Origin of the sequence: uncultured Oribacterium sp., assembly GCF_902481605.1 — a bacterium.
GTDB classification, from domain to species: Bacteria; Bacillota; Clostridia; order Lachnospirales; family Lachnospiraceae; genus Oribacterium; species Oribacterium sinus.
The window spans coordinates 1-14,698 of the sequence record NZ_CABSXI010000014.1; the positions used below are offsets into that span (position 1 = coordinate 1).

Here is a 14,698-nt window from a genome sequence, read left to right on the forward strand (position 1 = left end):
ATACTCCTTTAAAACCGCAATGGGGGACTTTTCTCCATTTTCCAAGGAATCCTCGGAAAGTTCGGAAGCATCCGCAAGGCAAATTTCAAAATGCGGGTAGGTCTGGGATAAAATACTGTCCAAGAGTCTTCTTAAAAAAGCTTCCTTCGGACGATACACCGGAATCACAATAGAAAAAAGCAGGGGATTCTCCCAAACTTCCGCCCTTTGCCGTGATAGCTCTTCCGCTCCGGTCTTCTCTTTTTTGTACCACTCGTTATAGTCGTAATCCTCTTCGATACTCTTTAACTTCCGCACACTCTTATGCCAAAGGGCGGAAAGACCGCCCTTTTTCAGGGTATCCTTCACTGCCTCTACGGTTTCCCATTGGAAAAGAGCCAGGAATTTCTCCATCTTCTTGTGGGCATGGGAGTTAAAGGACTCGATTTTTTTATCATCAAAACTAAAACGACGAAGCTGCTGATCCACCTGAATCAAAAGCTCCACCCTCTCGCCTTTAGAAAGCGCATAGGGGGTGTCTAAAGAAAAGCCCAGCTTCCTCTGGATTTTCTTCCCGTTTTCCTCCTCGTACTTCGGAAAATAGGCTTCATTTACGGTTTCCCGCTCCACTTCCTCATAGGAAAATTCTCTCTTTTCCCCGCCCTTTCCCTGTACGGACAGTTTTACCGGAGTCTCCGGGTCTCTTCCGAAAGCCCAGCCCTGAATATGTAATTTTTCTTCTCTGACTAAGGCAATATCAATCTTTGCTCTCATTTTCTCTTACACCTCTTCCGAAGAACTTTCATTCTGCCCCGGCTGTTCCGAAAAATTCAGCCGTTCTTCCTCCACTACCAGCGGTCTCTTCATCACCCTTTGGTTAATGGATAAAATATACTCTCCCAAAAGGCCGATAAAAAAGATCTGCACAGAGCCCAGGAAAAGCATTCCTATCAGCATGGGGGCCATTCCTGCGGGGAAACGATCCCACCAGATCAGCTTCATAATCAAATACAGTAAGCCAAAGAGCATGGAAAGGCCGGCGCAGATTCCCCCGAAAAATACCGCAATTCGAAGTCCCACCTTGGTATAGCTGGTAAAGCTCAGCATGGCCGCATCATAAAGGGTATAGAAATTGTTATGGGTAACCCCAGCCCGGCGCTTGGGCTGGGTATAGGAGATATCCTTTCTTCTGTATCCAAGCTCCGCAACAATCCCCCGTAGGAAAGGCGTTGGATCGTCCAAGGATTTCATCACGGAAATAAAGCCCTGATCGTATAGACCGAAGCCGGTAAACTGACTGATTTGATCCACGGAAGACATTTTTCGAATCAGCTTATAGTACAGGCTCCGAAGGGCGTACATGATTTTTGACTCGTTGCTTTCGGTCTTAACCCCGATTACAATGCGGTAGCCCTCCTCCCAGGCATGAACGAAGCGGGGAATCATTTCCACCGGATCCTGGAAGTCCGCCGCCATCAAAATGGTGGCATCTCCCGTACTTTGCAGCATGGCATAGTAGGGGGAATTAAATTGGCCGAAATTCTTAGCATTAAAAATCGCCTTAATCCCCTTATCCAGCTTGCAAAGCCCCCGAATTTTCTCTCTGGTTTTATCGGAGGAATCATTGTCGATAAAAAGAATTTCGTATTGATACTCCGGAAGCTGCTCCTTAAAGCAGAGCCTGAGCGCATTGGCCAAGGGAACTACATTTTCCTCTTCGTTATAACAGGGAACAACGATACTAATGGTTTTTTTCAAAAGAAACCTCTTTCTAAAATGCCCGTTCTGCTTAGGGGCATCTTCTAAATTTCCATATATACAGCCACCTTAATGGCTCTTCTTTCCTTCATATCATAGAGGGCATCCGGAATTTTGTCCATGCCGTGATAGCGCTTTGTAAGGAAAATGCTTGGATGGAAGCCGGATTCCTGCACCTTCTCCAATACCCATTCCAAATGCTTTCTGCCCCCCTTGGAAAGGGAAAAGCGTAGAGTCTTTCCGGCCATGCCCTTTCCTAAGGAAAATTTCGGAAGCAACAGTCCGTCTATGGCCTTCTTCCGCTTTTTCTTTTCTCCCAGAGAAAGCTCCATATCCTGCCCCGCCATTTCCAAGGCTTCCACATCCTCCTCGGAGCCGAAGTAGGCTACATTGCTGACAATGCCGGTGCCATATTTTACCATGTCCAGGGCCTGCGCCAGGGCATACTCATCTCCACCGCAGATGAGAACCTTATCCACGCCCTTTCCTTCCGTTTCCTCCCAGATGGCATTGACAATAGGGGAATGGGTGGAGTTTGCTAGAGGGTGCTTATCCTTAGGGAGAGTAGCCTTACAAGTCTTATAGTCCAGCACCACTACCGGGCAGCTTTCCGAAGAAAGGCTTTCCGCCAACCTTTTGCTGTCCTCCCGGCTTCCCACTGCAAAAATCTTCTTGGCACCCATAAGCTTTGCGGCAAAGACAGCCCCAAGGCCGATAGCTCCTATTCCCAGTACACAAACCGTATCCCCTTCCTTAACTTCCGCTTCCTCCGCAGCGGTAAAGCCGGTTTGCAAAACATCCACAGAAAGGAGGGCATCCTCCAAATCCATGCCCTTTGGGATTTTCCCAAGGTTTTGATCTGCATGGGGAAGGTAAAAGCACTCCTGAAAGGCTCCGTCAATGGATTTTCCCAAGCTATGGGCGGAAAAGGGATACCCCGCATGGGCTTCATTTTCCAAAACCTCAGGACTCCCCCAATCCGGAGTAATGGCGGAAATCGCCACAATCTCCCCCTCGGAAAAGTCCTTCACCTCCCTCCCTTTTTTCAGGATTCTGCCAATGCACTCATGGCCCAGGGTAAGGTCTTTTCTTTTTGGAGAGCCCTGCCAAATGGTATGCACATCACTGGTACAGGGGCTCACTAAGACAGGGGTAATCAATACCCCATGCTCTTCTAAAAGCTTAGGCTCTTCCTTTTCGATAAAGGAGACTTTCCCTCTCCCCTCCAGTACAAAGGCTTTCATTCGCATTTCCTTTCTATAACTTACTACTTACCGCTTGTCGTTTATAATCCAAAAAAATAGTCTACAGCTCCTCTATCTTCTCTCCCCTTAAGGCCAAAACCCTGGGGCAGGGGTGTAAATCTCTTCGAATAATTCCGGCAATTTCCTCCGTATAGCCCGGCGCCACAATCAAAATCTCCTCCACCGGCTCCTTTTGAAAATGGCTCTTATCCACAATGGGAAGGTGGGAAGCAGGGCTGTATTTTCCCTGCTTAAAGGGGGCAGAGTCAATGATATAAGCCACTTCCTCCTGTAATGCTGTGGTGGAAAGGAGGGTTAAGCCCTGGTGGCTGGCACCCCACACCGCCATTTTCTCCCCCTTCTTCCTAAGTCCTTCCAAATGCTTTTGGATGTCTTCTTGGATAGCCTTCTCATTTTCCAAAATCGGCTTAATATCCACCTTCTGTCCCAATGAGCGGAAGGTGGTACAGCTTTCCTTTTCCCTCTTTTCCAAGAGAAACTCTATGGTATCCCGGTTGATAACTCGGCTTTCCACCAGGGAAAAGCCCTGATCCTGTACCAGGCTTAAAAGACTTTCCTCACTGTAATTGGCAATATGATCTCTAAGTAACTCATAGTAGGAACGGTGATCTAAAATATACTGAAAGCTGGGCACGGTGAGAAGAAAATATCCCCCCATTTTCAAATGCTCATAGGCAAAGGAGAGCATTTCCCCGGGATTCGGCTGGTGCTCTAAAAAGTTAAACTGCACCATGGCGTCTAACTCTCCCTCTACCGGACGGGTTTTTCCGCTTTGAAAATGCTTTCCTTCCATATTTTTCAGTTCAAATCCTGCTTCCGGAAAACCCTGATACAGGGAAAGCCCTGCTGCCTGCCCCTTCTCCACCAGCTCCTTTTTATGCTCAATTCCCAGCACATAGGGTTCAAGATTTTGGCTTCTTTTTGCACCTATACTTAAACTTGTGCCGGAAGCTGTATCAGGACTTGTAACGGAGTTTACATCAGAACTTGTGTCGGCTCCACTTTCCACCCCTGACCACATGGCCAGAAACTCTCCTGCTCCGGCGCCCAATTCCAAAATCAAAGGTCTCTTTTCTTCCTTTTTTGCCAAAAAAGAGAGAAGCTTTTGATACTCTTCCTCTCTCAGGGCTTTCATAGTGCTGCTGCCACCCCCGGCCCGAATCACATCCTTGTAATAGGGAACCGCTTCCGTATCAAATTGCACAAGACCGCAGGACCTGCATTGGCAAAGGGAAAGATCCATCCCCTTCTCCGTAGCCAGCTCTTCCCTTGTGGGAAATTCCTGGGCAGACTTAGGCATATTATGAAAAACAGCCAGCTCCTCCAAATTTTCCCCACAGGCTAAACATTTTTTCTCTGCCATGCTTTCCCTCATTTCTATAGACTCTTCTATATACGCTTCTATATACGCTTCTATATACGCTTCTATAATACTTTTCTATATTCTTTTCTATATTCTTTTCTACATACTTTTCTATATAGTTTTTTATATAGTTTTTTATATAGTTTTCTATACTCTCTTCTGATAAAAGTGTTGATACAGCTCTTCTATCCCCTGCTGAAAGGAGATTTTCTCCAAAAATCCTCTATCGTATAAGTCTTTTATAGAAGGCTTTAAATCCACAGGCCCCTCCGCATTGGAAGCCCGCTCTCCGAATCGGAGTAGAGAGGAGGAGGTGCTTAAGGTCTTTCCTTCTTTCTTTTCTAAAAATACCTTGCCAAGACTCTCTATTTCCAAAACATAGTCCTTTAAAGGGCGACTATCCTGACTGCAAAGATCATAAGTACCGCTTCCGAAGCTTCCCTCCAGCAGGAAGGCTATGGCTCTAGCCAAGTCCCTTGCCTCCATAAAGTTCCACATTTGACTGCATGGGCTTAAATCCATGGACCGGTCTGCCAGTACCGCCTGCACCAGAGTATGTACCAAAGTCGTCTCATGGTCGCCTACGCCATAGACAGAAAAGATCCGAAGGTCTAAGAACTTCATCGGATTCTCTTGTTCTGCCTTTTGTTCTGTCTTTTGTTCTGTCTTTTGTTCTGTCTTTTGTTCTGTCTTTTGTTCCGCCTTTTGTTCTGTCTCTTTTGCCTTCTCTTGTTCCGCCTCTTCCTTATCATCGAAAGACCTAAAGCATTGTTTCGGAAAAGCGGAGTCTTCTACCACTCTGCCACCGGAAAGTCCGTAGCGGGAAAAGCTAAGCTTTGCCTTTCCATAGGCACTTACCGGCTCCGGATTTTCCCTTGTGCCTCTGCCGTATTCCGCCTGAGAGCCGGCAAAGAGAAAGTACTTCACACCGTTTTGAAGCCCCCATTGGTAAAAGCCCTTACTCATCAAAAGATTTTGTTCCTGAATCTCCGGATTTTCTCTTCCCTTGGAGCCTACACCGTCCCAGGCAAAGTGGATAATGGCATCCAAGTCGTTTGGGACTAGAGACGCTAAAGCAAAGCCATCCCGGGAGAAGGCAGCTTCCCGGGAGAAACTGTCTTCTTGTTTCCTGATGTCTTCTGCCAAAACAAGTTCCCCTTCCTCTGCATAGGAGGAAAACGCCTTCATATCAACGGAAATGAGCTGAAGCCCCCTAAGGGACTCCAGCTTCTCTCTATTTTTACTCTCTTTTCGAACAATGCCATAGACCTGATGGCCTTGGGAAAGTAGCTCCATTGCGGTATAAATCCCCAGAAAACTACTTACCCCACTAATTAATATCTTCACAAAACTCCCTTATTGCTTGATTGTTCCCGCTTGAAAATACTTTGCATCTTCCTTTGAAAATGCTTCCCTTATTTCTTTCTGGGATAGAGCATAAGCATTTCCATTTCTTCTTCCGGAAGGAAGGGCGCCATATCCTCAAGAGGCGGGCTGAAGAGATTGCCCTCCGCATCTCTCTTGGCACTGGACTTTGGCAGGAACTGCTGCTCCATACTGACAAACACTTCACAAATCACGGGACCGCTCTGTCCTAAAGTCTTTTCAATCCCCTGCTCAAGCTCTGCATTTTCCTTGATGGAAACGTAAGGATAGCCGTAGGCATGGGCCAACTTTTCCAAATTCGGGAAGGACAGGTCACAGCCCTCCACACCGGAGTCCACACCGATTCCCACCAGGGGCTTTCCGAAGAAGCTGTTCTGGGTCTGGCGAATGGAGTGGTAGCCTCCATTGTTTACCACAAAAATCTTAATGGGCATCTGATGATGGATAATGGTTTGCAATTCCTGCAAATTCATCTGAATGGAGCCGTCTCCGGTCATTAAGAGAATATCCTTCCCCTGGTATGGAGGGTAAATTTCTCCCTTGCCCTTCCAATAAGGATCCTCAGAAAGACGCTTTTTCTCTTCCTCGGTAAAATCCACTACACCGTAGTAGGCACCGATAGCCGCCGGTAATCCGTAACCCATGGACGCCACACCGTCCTGACTGATAAAGCGGGTTCCCTTTTTAATGATATAACTCTGTCCGCCGGCAACACAGGGAGAACCGTTTCCCACCACGGTAATCTGGTCTTCTAAAGCTCTCTCCGAAAGCTTTTCCACAAGGGCGTAGACATTGGTGAGCTCCCCTTTCCGCTCCTCCAGATACTCCGGAAGTACGGTGGGATAGTTTGCCTGATAAAAACGGATGGTATCAAGCCAACTTAGCTTCTCATCCTGCTTTTCCGCTAAAATCTTTCCTGCCGCATCTTCCCGCACAAAGCCTTTCGCCTTTTCTCTGGAAATGCCCTTTCCGCCGGCAAAAAGAGGAAGCTTTTCTTCCTGCTTCAATAAATGCAGTAAAGCTTCTAAGAGAGCCTTGGCATCTCCATGAAGGGGAAGGTCACAGTGTACGGAGGGCTTTGCAATCTCTTCCAAATCAATGTCATTTTGCATCACATAGGCTTTAGGCGCCCATTCCCAGAAGCTGTATCCTACCTGACGAATATTTAAACGGGAGCCAATGCTTAAAATCACATCAGCATTTTGCACCGCCAGATTTCCCGGGCGGTCTCCTCTTCCTCCCGGACGGCCTGCATTTAAGGGATGGGTAGTGGGGAAGATGTCCGGAGCATTCCAGCCTAAAACCACGGGGATTCCCAGCTTTTCCGCACATTCTAAGAACAAGCCCTCCGCTCCCGCAATACGAACACCGTTTCCGGTATAGAAGATGGGATGCTCACTGCTCCGAATCTTCTCTAAAACTTCCTTTGCCAGAGGAAGGAAATCCTGCCAGTTCTGAATCCCGGTCTTTTCCTTCTTCTCTGTTCTGTCCTCTTCCAGGATATGCGGATTCTTCTCAGAAGATAAAGCCTTTAAAAGAGCCTCTTTCTCCGCATCCGACGCAAAATACCGCCGAAGAGCGGTGGCAGTCTCCGGATGGGAATCCTTCACCGTTCCCTCTGCCCAGCCGTCTCCTCCAGCCTCATAGCTTTCCGGGGAGAAGCCCAACAAATCCTCTTCCTCCACCATAAATCCCTGCACATCCACAGGAACGTCCAGCCAGCATGGTCCCGGACGCCCGGTCTGGCAAAGGTAAATCGCCTTTTCAATGGCATAACGCACCCGATAAGGGTCAATCAGCATCTCGCTGTATTTACACATGCAGGATACGGATTGCAGAATATCAAATTCCTGGTCTCCCATGGCACGGAGTGCTCTTCCGGACCAACGGGCGGTATTGTCGTGACGCACCTGACCGGATAGCACCAGCATGGGAATGGAGTCCAGATACGCTCCCACCACACCGGTAATGGCATTGGTACCGCCGGGGCCGGAAGTCACACATACAATTCCCGGTACATTGTGGATTCTGGCATAGCTTTCCGCCGCCATGGCACAAGCCTGCTCATGGTGCTGGTATAAGGTCTTGATTCCCTTATGGTGTCCTAAGGCATCATTCAGGTGCATTGCCCCTCCGCCAACCACAGAGAAATTTCTGCTCAGTCCCATGGAATAACATTTTTGGGCAATGTAGTCTGCTACACGAATCTTCATCTCCTGCTTCCTCCTGCTCTTGTTTACATTTCACACCTTACCTACACTTTGTAAGCCGGTTCTCCATTCTGCCATACTTGTTTTACCAGTTCTTCTATTCTTTAGAAGTTTTCTGTTCTTTACAAGCTATTCTTTACGAGCTTTTCTTTACAAGCTTTTCTTTACAAACTTTTCTTTGCTGGCAATTCCAAGCGGCTTACTGCGTTAGTTTTTACTGCTTTGAAACACTATTTTCAGCATCTTCATGCTTTTATAGCTCAGTCTTTTGGAATAGCCCACAGGCATTTTCCTTATATTCCCGAATCAGAGAAAGGTTAAACTCCTCTCCCGGAGCAGCTTCTCCCTCTCCTTCGAAAATATTCATCCCCAAAATCCTCTGTCCCGAAGCTAAAACACAATCCATAGCAATACGGTATTCCTGCTCTGTAAAGCCTTTTCCGAAAATGTCCTTATCCATAGAACAGTATAGAGGCAGCTGCACCAAACGAAGAAGGGAAGGAATGTGGGTCTTGGCTCTTCCGCTTTGAAAATCCCTATCCGTAAAACAATAAAGGCTGGTGTGCATCAAGGGGTCCCGAACCCCGGGATGCTTTGCGGCAAGCTCCCTTCTGGATTCCAGGCTATCCCCGCCTCCCTGCATAGGAACAAACTCATCCCCTAAGGTCATTAAAGCATCGTTAATGATTCCTTTTTCCTCTTCGGTGGCTCCCAAAAGCAAAATTCCCCTGCAATGGGGAAGGCGAACCATTACCTGCCGAAGCCAGGAATTGTGACAAAGCGCCCTTGCCTCCCGCCTCTTCAAATCCGCCTGATGGTCAAAAAGCAGAAGAATAAAGTCCTCCCGAAGTCTCTCTAAAAAAAACTTGGTCAAAAAGTGCATGGAAGCACAGTCAAAGAAATGCAATCCATAGGGGGAAATATTCTTTTCCAAGAGGCTTTTCCGAAAGCCCATGCAGCCTTGCTCCAATCTTTCCGGATAATAGCTTCCCTTTTCTCGAAGAGAAGAATACTCTTCTTTTCCATATCTTCCTTGAAAATCAAAAAAGGAAATCTGCTCTTTTTCCATGCCTTACTCCCTTCTTTCCTCTTCATCCCCTCAAGCCACTCTAAAGCTCTATTTTATACTTTCTATAAAGACAGTTCCATAGCCTATATAAAAACTGTATCCTAGCTTTATAACAACAATGCACTGTTCTCTAAAAAACAATTCCATGGCCTTTCGAAAACTCTTCTATACTATAAAAGAAAAGTCTGAAAATCTCCATAGTCTAAATTCATTAAGCAAAGCCCCTTTGCCGGAGCGGTGGGACCTGCCAGAGTGCGATCCTTCTTTTCCAAAATCTCTTCTAATTGGGAAAGGCTTATCCTTCCCCTTCCCAGCTCCAAAAGAGTCCCTGCCAGAATCCGAATCATGTGGTACAAAAATCCATTTCCCTCTACAGAAAAATGAAGATAATCCCCCTCCTCTTCCATGGAAAAGCGATAAATCTCCCGCACAGAGCTCCCCCCCTGTAGAAGACTTTGAGCCTTGGGATTGGCAAAGCTTCGGAAATCATGCTCTCCCTTTAAAAGCTCCATTCCCTCGGAAATTTTCCCGCAATCCAGAGGAAAGGTATAGTGATAGGCTGTCCTTCTGCGAAGGGGATTTTCCACTTTGCTCCGGCAAATGCTGTATCGATAAGCCTTCCTATGAGGAGTAAAGCGGGGATGAAAATCCTGCTGCACGGAGTAGGCTTCCATCACCCTGATATCCTCCGGCAAATAGCTGTTTAAGGCCCGTAAAATCTGTTCTCCGGAAACCTTCCCCTCCGTATCAAAGGAAAGAAGATTACCAAGAGCATGCACCCCCTGATCCGTCCGACTGGCTCCGATAAAGTTCTCCATTTTCCATGGAAAAAGATTACGGAGCTGCTCTTCTACGGTGCCTGCAATGGTAGAAAGCCCCTCCTGCTTTTGGAAGCCATGGTAGGACGTACCCTCATAGGCCAGTTTTAATACAATACGCTGTTCCATCTCTTCCTTTCTCTTGTTCAATCAGTACGCAGAAGACAAAGCTTCTTTACCTTCCCGAAAATATCTGCCATACCGAAAAAAGCATTCTCTCTTTGTCGTACTCTCCTTGTGATTTTATCCGGCAATACCGCCCTTGCAACCCTGTCCGCTTTATCTCTGCATGGTTCTGATTTTATGGTAGAGAGACAAATCGGCTTCCAATGGAAAGCGCCAACACTATAAGCAGGAAGAGGTAGGAAAGATAGTCTCTTCTTTCATAGTGGAGAGGCTTCATTTTCGTTCTACCCTCTCCTCCCTGATAACAACGGGATTCCATAGCCAAAGCCAGGTCATAGGCTCTTCGAAAGGCGGAGACAAAGAGGGGCACCAAAATCGGCACCATAGCCTTTGCCTTGTGAACGATTCCTCCGCTTTCAAAGTCTGCCCCCCTGGCCATCTGGGCCTTCATAATCTTATCCGTTTCCTCCACCAAAATCGGAATGAAACGCAGTGCAATAGACATCATCATGGCAATCTCGTGGATGGGTAAATGCAGCTTTTTCAAGATAGACAGCCCCTTCTCCATACCGTCTGTCAGCTCATTGGGGGTGGTGCAAAGGGTCATTAAGGAGCTGCTTAATACCAAAAGAATCAGTCGCACCGCCATCATAGACGCAATATGCAATCCCTCTTGGCTGATTTTAAGCATATAAAAGCGAAAAATCTCTTTTCCCGGTGTTAAAAACAGGTTAAAGCTCACCGACAGTAAAAGGAGGAACAAAACACTTTTCAAGCCCCGAACCATAAAGGAGAAGGGAACATTGGAAAGCTTAATCAATAAAAGCAAAACCAGAGCCAGAAAAATATAGGCAGTCCAGCTGTTTACAATGAACAAGGCAATCAGAAACAAAAAGGTTCCTGCCAGCTTCACTCTGGGATCCAGTCTATGAAGAAGGGAGTCTACCGGGTAGTACTGCCCTAAAGTAATTTCTCTAAGCATTTTCCCCTCCCTTTCTCTTTTTATAGGCAGAAAGAATCATTGCCTTCGCTTCCTCTACCGTATTCTTCTTAGGGAAGGACAAGCCCTTTTCCTCCAAGCTATACAAAAAAGCACGAATCTGGGGCAGTCCTAAGCCCAGTTCCTCCATTTCCTTTTTATGGGAAAATACCTCCTCCGGGCTACCCTGCCGAATACATTCTCCCTGATTTAAGACAAAAACCTCCTCCGCATAGCGAGCCACATCATCCATGGAATGAGAAACCAGGAGGATGGTCATGGCATAGCGCTCCTGCAAATGGGCAATCACTTGAAACAGCTCTTCTCTTCCTGCCGGATCTAAGCCTGCGGTGGGTTCATCCAAAATCAAAAGCTCCGGTTCCATAGCCAGCACGCCCGCAATAGCTACCCTTCGCTTCTGTCCGCCGGAAAGTTCAAAGGGAGACTTCTGCCATAGAGCTTCTTCCACTCCCATGCTTCTTAAAGCCTCTTCCGCCTCTTTCCTGGCTTCCTCCAAAGATAGGCCCTGATTCTTCGGCCCGAAAAGCACATCCTCGAAAACCGTTTCCTCAAAAAGCTGATACTCGGGATACTGAAAGACCAAGCCTACCTTGAAGCGAAGTCCTTGAAAATCAAAGCCCTCTTCCCGGAAGGAAAGTACCCCTTCCTTTTCCACTTTTCTTTTCTTACCCTTCCAGAACAAAAAGCCCTTATCCTGTAGAATCAGGGCAGGATTCTTCCGAAAATGTACGGAAATCTCTCCTGTTTCCGGCTTAATCAGACCGTTAAAATGCTGTAAAAGGGTGGATTTTCCCGAACCGGTGTGGCCAATCAGGGCGGAAAAGCTTCCCCTTTTAATGGAAAGATGAATGTCCTTTAAGGCATAGCTTTCCATGGCAGTGCCCTTCTGGTAAATGCAGGAAAGATTTTCCACTTTCAGAATAAAGTCCTTTTCTATTTCCTTGTCCTTTTCATTTTCCGTTTCTTCTAAAGAGGGCGTGGGAGTTTGAGAATCTACTCCCTCAGCACTCCTTACTCCAGAATTGTCTGTCTCCAAGCTTGGCAACGCATCGGATTTGCCTTCCGTATCCTCCTGTTTTCGCACCTGCTCCATCTCTTTCACAAAGGAATCCTCCCCGAAGATAGCAAGCAATTCCTCCACCAGCTCCTCTTCCTTTAAAATTCCCTCCGAAACCGGCATACCGGAAAGACGAAGCTCATGGGCCAAGTCCGTAATCAAAGGCACATCCATCCGTAAAGACTTTAGCTCCTCCACCTTGGAAAAGATTTCCTTCGGCGTACCGTCCAATACCAGCTTCCCTTGATCCATAAGAATAATTCGATCCGCATCCACCGTCTCTTCCATATAGTGGGTAATCAAGATGATGGTGATGCCCTTCTTTTGGTTCAGCTCCCGAATGGAACGAATCACCTCCGCTCTACCGCTGGGATCCAGCATGGCGGTAGGCTCATCCAGTACAATGGTTTTCGGCTCCATAGCCAGAGTTCCTGCAATAGCTACCCTTTGCTTTTGTCCGCCGGATAAGTGATTAGGAGACTTCAGGCGGTAGGCTTCCATATTGACTGCGTCCAGAGCATCTGCCACCCTCTTCCAGATTTCCTCTGTAGGAATACCGATATTTTCCGGACCGAAGCCCACATCCTCCTCCACCACGGAGGCAATAATCTGGTTGTCGGGATTTTGAAAAACCATGCCCACCTTTTCCCTGATAGGAAAAACATTGGCCTCCTCCCGGCTGTCCATACCGGAAATAATCACGCATCCCTCCGTAGGAATCTGTAAAGCATTAAAAAGCTTTGCCAGTGTGGATTTTCCGGAACCGTTGTGGCCCAGCACACAAACAAAGCTTCCCTCTTCGATTGTGAAATTCAAATGAGAAATAGCGGAAAGTTTCTCCACTACCTCATCATTTTCGTCCCTTCGTACGTATTCGTAAGTACAATCTTTTACTTCTATATTATTCAAAAATTTTCTCCTAAAGAAATACACAATAAATCCTAGTCAGTATATCCCTTAGCATGTGAAAAGGCAATGAAATGCGGTTCTAATCGTCAGCTCATGCTTCATCATAGTCTTAATATGTCCATTTAAATTGTTTACTCCTTTGAAAAACAAATGTAAAAATGCCTTTTCCTGCAAAGAAATATGCTACACATAGCATCAGTAGAATAAAAAAGTCCTTAATCCCTGCTGTTTGATAAATCAATAGAGCGTAAAAATGGGAACCTGCCGATAGCGGATTGGTATACTGCAAATATTCCGGTAAAGAAAGGATACTACCGGAAAGAAATAAAAACAGATAACCCACAATGCTGACAAAGGAGGCCATTTTCGTAATAATGAGGGTTAAGGCAGACAGTACATAGGATATTCCCATACAGCCAAAACACACCAAGATAACAATATAAAAATGTTCGAATCGAAAGCTCAGTTTTATAAACAAAGAAGCTATCCCTATGCAAACCAAGGCTTTTACACTGTTAATCATAAACCAGATTAAGGTTTTCACGCTAATGATTTGCATAATGGAATATGGTTTAATCATCAGGTTTTGCAAAGTTCCCATTTGCTTTTCTGTAGATATACATAAAGACGCTTCCGATAAAACACCATTTACCAAAACCCATAGAAGATAAGCAAAGAGTTTTTCCTCTTGTTCTCCCTCCGTATTCATGACAATCACGAGCAACAAAATGTCGGTTAACAGGCCCACAATATAATCCGGATAATAGCTGGCCGCCTCTATCAGACTTTTTTTAAATTCAGCCTTAATCAGTTTCATGGAAAACCTCCAGCAATATTTCTTCCAAGTCTCTTTCCTTTTTTCTTATTTCCATAATTTCATATTTTCCATAATAGCTTTGATAAATATCCTGAAAACTTCCCCGAATCGTGTCACTTTCCATTACGCTATCTTTTATATAAGAGACCGTATATAAATCTTTGTCTTCGTAATCTGTTTTATCAAAAGCATGGACGACTCCATCCTTTAAAATCAGTATTCTACTTTGAAGCTTTTGTACTACATCCATTTGATGAGAGGTGAGTAATACTGCAATTTTCTCTGTTTTTATAATGGTATTCAATGTCTGAATAACAGATAACTTACTCTGAATATCCAGCCCCAAAGTAGGCTCATCCAAGAGCAAGAGCTTCGGAGAAGACATTAGGGCAATCAATAAAGCCAACTTTTGTCGCATTCCTCGAGAATAAGTCCCTACAGCTTCGTGGATTGCTTCTTTCAATTCAAACAAAGAAATATAAGTTTTTATTTTCTCGTTCCCGGAATCAATGTTCTGTAGTCCGGAAAAGTACTCAATATTTTGCCATCCGGTAAGATAATCATAGACATTCACACTGGATTCCAGCAAAGCATTTACCTTGGAAAAATACTCCTCATTTTTATACGTGGAAATGTCTCGTCCCTCCAAGAAGATAGAGCCCGCATCTGCCTGCAGCATGCGAAGGATACAGTTAATTAAGGTAGTCTTTCCGGCCCCATTATTCCCAAGCAAACAGACGATTTCTCCTTCATTGATGGAAAGATTCAGATTCTTCAAAACTTCTTTTGCCTTAAAACTCTTCTTCAAACCCTTGATTTCCAGCATTTACTATCTCCTTGATTACTTACAATACTTTTCTATAAAATATTGAGACCTTCCAAGATATCTCTATCCTGGAAGGCCCAAACAAATATGCTAAAGAAAATCCCTTTTCGCATAC

Annotated in this window: 12 protein-coding genes; all 12 read right to left on the reverse strand. The window is 45.7% G+C overall.

The features are described 5' to 3' along the window. Positions 1-753 (reverse strand): glycosyltransferase (locus tag RDQ32_RS03960; RefSeq protein WP_308579206.1); only part of this gene is annotated, 753 nt, incomplete at its 3' end. Positions 754-759: 6 nt separating this feature from the next. Next, positions 760-1,737 (reverse strand): glycosyltransferase family 2 protein, encoded by a 978-nt coding sequence (locus RDQ32_RS03965; protein ID WP_308579207.1) that lies wholly within the window; start codon positions 1,735-1,737, stop codon positions 760-762. Between the two features lie 44 nt (positions 1,738-1,781). Beyond that, a complete protein-coding gene (locus RDQ32_RS03970; protein ID WP_308579208.1) occupies positions 1,782-2,981 on the reverse strand; it encodes an alcohol dehydrogenase catalytic domain-containing protein in 1,200 nt (399 codons plus the stop codon). A gap of 61 nt (positions 2,982-3,042) precedes the next feature. Then, positions 3,043-4,365 carry a class I SAM-dependent methyltransferase gene (locus RDQ32_RS03975; RefSeq protein WP_308579209.1) on the reverse strand — a complete coding sequence of 441 codons (1,323 nt, stop codon included), beginning with the start codon at positions 4,363-4,365 and terminating at the stop codon, positions 3,043-3,045. Positions 4,366-4,512: 147 nt separating this feature from the next. Beyond that, the gene (locus RDQ32_RS03980; protein ID WP_308579210.1) at positions 4,513-5,712 is read right to left on the reverse strand and encodes an NAD(P)-dependent oxidoreductase; all 1,200 of its coding nucleotides are present in this window, start codon (positions 5,710-5,712) and stop codon (positions 4,513-4,515) included. A gap of 68 nt (positions 5,713-5,780) precedes the next feature. Next, positions 5,781-7,964: a thiamine pyrophosphate-binding protein gene (locus RDQ32_RS03985; RefSeq protein WP_308579211.1), complete on the reverse strand. Its 2,184-nt coding sequence runs from the start codon at positions 7,962-7,964 to the stop codon at positions 5,781-5,783. 250 nt (positions 7,965-8,214) lie between these two features. Then, positions 8,215-9,030 (reverse strand): hypothetical protein, encoded by an 816-nt coding sequence (locus RDQ32_RS03990; protein WP_007157636.1) that lies wholly within the window; start codon positions 9,028-9,030, stop codon positions 8,215-8,217. 170 nt (positions 9,031-9,200) lie between these two features. Beyond that, positions 9,201-9,977 (reverse strand): tRNA pseudouridine(38-40) synthase TruA, encoded by a 777-nt coding sequence (truA, locus tag RDQ32_RS03995; protein ID WP_040649357.1) that lies wholly within the window; start codon positions 9,975-9,977, stop codon positions 9,201-9,203. A gap of 172 nt (positions 9,978-10,149) precedes the next feature. Then, positions 10,150-10,956, reverse strand: a complete 807-nt coding sequence (locus RDQ32_RS04000; protein ID WP_308579212.1) for an energy-coupling factor transporter transmembrane protein EcfT — start codon at positions 10,954-10,956, stop codon at positions 10,150-10,152. Then, a complete protein-coding gene (locus RDQ32_RS04005) occupies positions 10,949-12,940 on the reverse strand; it encodes an energy-coupling factor transporter ATPase (protein ID WP_040649276.1) in 1,992 nt (663 codons plus the stop codon). Before RDQ32_RS04005 ends, RDQ32_RS04000 begins: the two co-directional genes overlap by 8 nt. Before the next feature lie 109 nt (positions 12,941-13,049). Then, complete coding sequence (locus RDQ32_RS04010) at positions 13,050-13,757, reverse strand: hypothetical protein (RefSeq protein WP_007157640.1); 708 nt, start codon at positions 13,755-13,757, stop codon at positions 13,050-13,052. After that, complete coding sequence (locus RDQ32_RS04015) at positions 13,744-14,583, reverse strand: ABC transporter ATP-binding protein (RefSeq protein ID WP_007157641.1); 840 nt, start codon at positions 14,581-14,583, stop codon at positions 13,744-13,746. The genes RDQ32_RS04010 and RDQ32_RS04015 overlap by 14 nt, the downstream gene beginning before the upstream one ends. Between the last annotated feature and the right edge of the window lie 115 nt (positions 14,584-14,698).

What these genes read in the sequence shown, in the direction of transcription:
- RDQ32_RS04000 (WP_308579212.1), bottom strand. Translation starts at nt 10,956, where the DNA reads ATGCTTAGAGAAATTACTTTAGGGCAGTACTACCCGGTAGACTCCCTT.
- RDQ32_RS03970 (WP_308579208.1), bottom strand. Translation starts at nt 2,981, where the DNA reads ATGAAAGCCTTTGTACTGGAGGGGAGAGGGAAAGTCTCCTTTATCGAA.
- RDQ32_RS03990 (WP_007157636.1), bottom strand. Translation starts at nt 9,030, where the DNA reads ATGGAAAAAGAGCAGATTTCCTTTTTTGATTTTCAAGGAAGATATGGA.
- truA (WP_040649357.1), bottom strand. Translation starts at nt 9,977, where the DNA reads ATGGAACAGCGTATTGTATTAAAACTGGCCTATGAGGGTACGTCCTAC.
- RDQ32_RS04015 (WP_007157641.1), bottom strand. Translation starts at nt 14,583, where the DNA reads ATGCTGGAAATCAAGGGTTTGAAGAAGAGTTTTAAGGCAAAAGAAGTT.
- RDQ32_RS03985 (WP_308579211.1), bottom strand. Translation starts at nt 7,964, where the DNA reads ATGAAGATTCGTGTAGCAGACTACATTGCCCAAAAATGTTATTCCATG.
- RDQ32_RS04010 (WP_007157640.1), bottom strand. Translation starts at nt 13,757, where the DNA reads ATGAAACTGATTAAGGCTGAATTTAAAAAAAGTCTGATAGAGGCGGCC.
- RDQ32_RS03975 (WP_308579209.1), bottom strand. Translation starts at nt 4,365, where the DNA reads ATGGCAGAGAAAAAATGTTTAGCCTGTGGGGAAAATTTGGAGGAGCTG.